The 4,406-nt window shown below is 66.4% G+C and carries 3 protein-coding genes; 1 reads left to right on the plus strand and 2 read right to left on the minus strand.

The window, feature by feature from the left end:
- Together ACOJSN_RS05275 and ACOJSN_RS05280 are read right to left on the minus strand one after the other, a co-directional pair.
- A partial coding sequence (locus ACOJSN_RS05275) for a carbohydrate ABC transporter permease (RefSeq protein ID WP_420111462.1) occupies positions 1–618 on the minus strand: 618 nt, incomplete at its 3' end.
- Positions 615–1,544: a carbohydrate ABC transporter permease gene (locus ACOJSN_RS05280; RefSeq protein ID WP_420111463.1), complete on the minus strand. Its 930-nt coding sequence runs from the start codon at positions 1,542–1,544 to the stop codon at positions 615–617. The genes ACOJSN_RS05280 and ACOJSN_RS05275, both read right to left, overlap by 4 nt.
- A 405-nt stretch (positions 1,545–1,949) precedes the next feature.
- On the opposite strand from ACOJSN_RS05280, the gene ileS reads away from it, so the two are divergent.
- A partial coding sequence (ileS, locus tag ACOJSN_RS05285; protein WP_420111464.1) for an isoleucine--tRNA ligase occupies positions 1,950–4,406 on the plus strand: 2,457 nt, incomplete at its 3' end.

Here is a 4,406-nt window from a genome sequence, read left to right on the forward strand (position 1 = left end):
CTCGCCCGGCACCTGACGCATCTGCTGGTAGATGAGGAACATCGCGAACGCGGATCCGATACCCGGCAGGATCAGCCCTTCATAGGTGTTGAGCCAGCCGAGCTGGGCCACGGTGATGTAGTTGACGAGCAGCGTGATGTGCCCGGGCAGCATCAGCGAGCCCACCATCACCGCGAAGACCAGCATCTTGCCGCGGAACCGCACGAACGCGAAGGCATACGCCGAGAGCAGCGCCACACCGATCTCCAGTGCGGTCCCGACCACCGTGGTGATGATCGAGTTGCGCAGGAATGCGCCGAACGGTGCGGACGTCCAGGCCTCGGCGAAGTTGTTCCACTCCAGCGAGCTGGGGATCCAGGTGAGCGGAAACGTGTAGATCTCGCCCTCGGGCTTGAGCGAGGAGCTGAACAGCCAGTACAGCGGCACCGCGAACACCGCGAACACGAAGGCCAGCAGGATGTACAGCCCGATGGCCACGCCGCGGGAGTGCTGCTTCGCCGCGCGGCGGTCGCGTGCGGCACGGATCCCCAGCGAGGACGTGTCCTCCTGGAGCGGAGGCTCCGGAGTGGGGGCATCCGGCTCGGGTGCCGCGACGGGGCGGGGTGAGGTGAGCGTCATGAGTAGTGGACCTGCCTCGAGGCGAACCGGGTCTGGATGAGGGTCACGATCAGCAGGAGCACGAACATCACGGTGGCGGTGGCCGCCGAGTTGCCGATGTTGAAGCTCACGAACGCCTGGTCGTAGATGAGCCACGGCAGCGTGGTGCTTGAGGTTCCTGGCCCACCTCCGGTCAGCGTGGCGATGATGTCGAAGGTCTGGGCTGCGGCGATGATCCCGGTCACGGTGAGGAAGAACGTGATCGGGCTCAGCAGCGGCAGCGTCATGTGCCGGAACAGCTTCCAGCCACGGGCGCCGTCGAGCGAGGCTGCCTCGAAGATGTCCTTCGGGAGGTCGAGGATGGCGGCGTAGTAGATGATCGCGACGAATCCCAGCCGCTGCCACGCTGAGGCGATGATGATCGCCCAGAGCGAGAAGTCCGACGTCGTGGTCCACCGCGGTGAGTCCGCTCCGAACATCTCGAACAGCCAGCGGCTCATGCCGTAATTGGGGTCGAACAGGAACAGCCAGAGCACACCGACGGCCGCGCCGGGGAGCATGTGAGGTGCGAACGCGATCGTGCGTACCAGGCCGCTGAAGCGGAGCCGCTGCGCCAGCAGCCCGCCGATCGCCAGTCCACCCACCATCGTGCCGGCCACGGTGAACAGAACGAAGATCGCCGTGTTGCGGAGGGCCTCGGCGAGCAACGATCCAGGCTGGAACAGGTCGATGTAGTTCTCAAGACCCACCAGCACGGGTGCCGGCTGCACGAAGTCCCAGTCGGTGAAGCTCAGCACCAGGTTGTACAGCGTGGGGTAGTACCCGAACACGACGATCGCTGTGAGGTTCGGGATGATCAGCGCCCAGAAGAGCAGGCCCTCGCGGAACAAGAACCTGGTGCGGGCCGCTGACCTCCGTCTCGCTGGAGGGCGCGCGAGCGCAGTCATGTCGTAGGAGCTCCCGGTCGGGGTGGGTGGGCCACGGACCAGACAAGACCGCCACGGTTGCCACCACGCCTCCGCAACGTTGCGATCAGGTAGCGAAGTGACGAAGCCCTGATGACCTCAGGGCGCGCGCGATCCAACCAGGAGCGCGTACCATGAGCGCACAGGCACCGATCCGGCCATCACCGGGGAGCCGTCCGGAAGAACAGCGTCCACGAGCATCTCGGTGCGAAGGGACACTCACTAGAACCGGAACGGGGCAGGCCCGTCACAGCCGATGTGGAGTGGTCACGCCGCCTGCGTACGCAGGGGAGCGGGGCAAGCGAGGTGGTACCGCGGTTCGCTCTCCCGGGCGGGTCGTCCTCGTCGAAGGACTGGACCCACCACCCACATCCGCAGAGGACCCCGATGGCCACGAGCCGATACCCCCGCCACCGCGACGCCAGCCCGGCTACACCGCCGTCGGCAGAGGGCGTCGTCAGCTCACCGAACCTGCCGGAGCTCGAGGAGAACGTCCTCGCCTTCTGGAAGGGCGACGGCACGTTCCAGGCGTCGATCGACGCGCGGCCTGCCGGCGAGAACGGCAGCAACGAGTTCGTGTTCTACGACGGGCCCCCGTACGCCAACGGGCTCCCGCACTACGGGCATCTGCTCACCGGGTACGTCAAGGATGTGGTGCCGCGGTTCCAGACGAGGCTCGGGCGCCGGGTCGAGCGCCGATTCGGGTGGGACACGCACGGTCGCCCGGTCGAGCTGGAGACCGAACGGCTGCTGGGCATCACCGACAAGGCACAGATCGACGAGATGGGGATCGAGGCCTTCAACACGGCGTGCCGTGACTCGGTCTCGCGGTACGTGGGTGAGTGGCAGGAGTACGTCACCCGCCAGGCGCGCTGGGTCGATTTCGACAACGACTACCGCACGCTCGAGCCCTGGTACATGGAGTCGGTGATCTGGGCGTTCAAGCAGCTCTACGACAAGGGCTACGCCTACCAGGGCTACCGGGTGCTGCCGTACTGCTGGCGCGACGAGACCCCCCTGTCGAACCACGAGCTGCGCATGGACGACGACGTCTACCAGATGCGGCAGGACCCGGCCGTGACCGTCGGACTCAGGCTCGCTACCGGTGAGCTCGCGCTCGTCTGGACCACCACACCATGGACGTTGCCGAGCAACCTGGCGATCGTCGTCGGGAAGGACATCGACTACGTGGTGGTGTCCTCGAATGCAACCGGCACGACCGAGCGCTACGTGCTTGCAGCCGAACGGCTGCAGGCCTACGCACGTGAGCTCAAGAACGAGGGGGTCGAGGATGTCGAGGAGCAGGTGGTCGAACGCTTGAAGGGTTCCGACCTGCTCGAGCGGACCTACACGCCCCCCTTCAACTACTACCTCGGCCACGAGAACGCCTTCAGGATCGTGGAGGCGGACTTCGTCACCACGACCGACGGCACCGGCCTCGTGCACACCGCAGGAGCGTTCGGTGAGGACGACAAGTCCGTCACCGACCGTGAGGGCATCGAGGCCGTGATGCCCGTGGGTCCTGACGGCAAGTTCACGGAGCCGGTGCTCGATTACGCCGGCGACCTGGTCTTCGACGCCAACTCGAAGATCATCGCCGACCTCAAGGCGACCACGCGCGGCGACCAGAGCTCCTCTGTCACCCCCGGCACGGTGCTGCTGCGGCAGGAGACTTACGACCACTCCTACCCGCACTGCTGGCGCTGCAAGAACCCGCTGATCTACAAGGGTGTCGAGTCCTGGTTCATCCGGGTCACCGACTTCCGGGACCGGATGGTCGAGCTCAACCAGGAGATCGGCTGGGTGCCCGATCACATCAAGGACGGGCAGTTCGGCAAGTGGCTCGAGGGCGCGCGCGACTGGTCGATCTCGCGCAACCGGTACTGGGGCACGCCGATCCCGGTGTGGGTCAGCGACGACCCGACGTACCCGCGCACCGAGGTCTACGGCAGCTTCGCTGAGCTCGAGGAGGCATTCGGCGTGCCGGTCACCGACCTGCACCGCCCGTTCATCGACGAGCTCGTGCGGCCGAACCCCGATGACCCCACCGGGACGTCGATGATGCGGCGGATCCCCGACATCCTCGACGTCTGGTTCGACTCCGGGTCGATGCCGTTCGCCCAGGTGCACTACCCGTTCGAGAACGCGGACTGGTTCGAGGACCACTACCCGGGCGACTTCATCGTGGAGTACATCGGGCAGACCCGCGGCTGGTTCTACACGATGCACGTGCTGGCGACCGCGCTGTTCGACCGTCAGGCGTTCCGGACCGCCATCAGCCACGGCATCGTGCTGGGCGACGACGGCCGCAAGGCCAGCAAGTCGCTGCGCAACTTCCCGGACCCGTACGAGATGTGGAACACCTACGGGTCGGACGCCGTGCGGCTCTCGCTGATGGGTTCGCCGGTGTTGCGCGGCGGCAACCTGATCGTGGCCGAGGAGTCGATCCGCGAGCAGGTCCGCGGTGCGCTGCTGCCGCTGTGGAACACCTGGTACTTCTTCTCGCTGTATGCGAACACCGTGGCCGACGGCGAGGGTTACGTCGCGAAGGCGCCCTCGTCCGAGGCCGTGGCCGGCTCTGACGTGCTGGACCGGTACGTGCTCGCCAAGACCCGGGCGTTCACGGCCGCCGTGAAGGCCGACCTCGAGGCGTACGACATCCCGGACGCCGTGCAGAAGCTGAAGGATCACCTCGACGTGCTCACGAACTGGTACGTGCGCAACTCGCGGGACCGGTTCTGGGCCGAGGACACGGGCGCCTACGACACGCTCTTCACGGTGCTCGAGGTGACGTGTCGGGTGGCCGCACCGTTGGCTCCGATGGTGACCGAGGAGGTCTGGCGC

This window comes from Pseudactinotalea sp. (genome assembly GCF_048594945.1).
In the GTDB taxonomy this organism is placed as follows: domain Bacteria; phylum Actinomycetota; class Actinomycetes; order Actinomycetales; family Beutenbergiaceae; genus Pseudactinotalea.

Excerpts from the sequence above, each read along its gene's own strand:
- ACOJSN_RS05280 (WP_420111463.1), bottom strand. The coding sequence starts at position 1,544 with ATGACTGCGCTCGCGCGCCCTCCAGCGAGACGGAGGTCAGCGGCCCGC.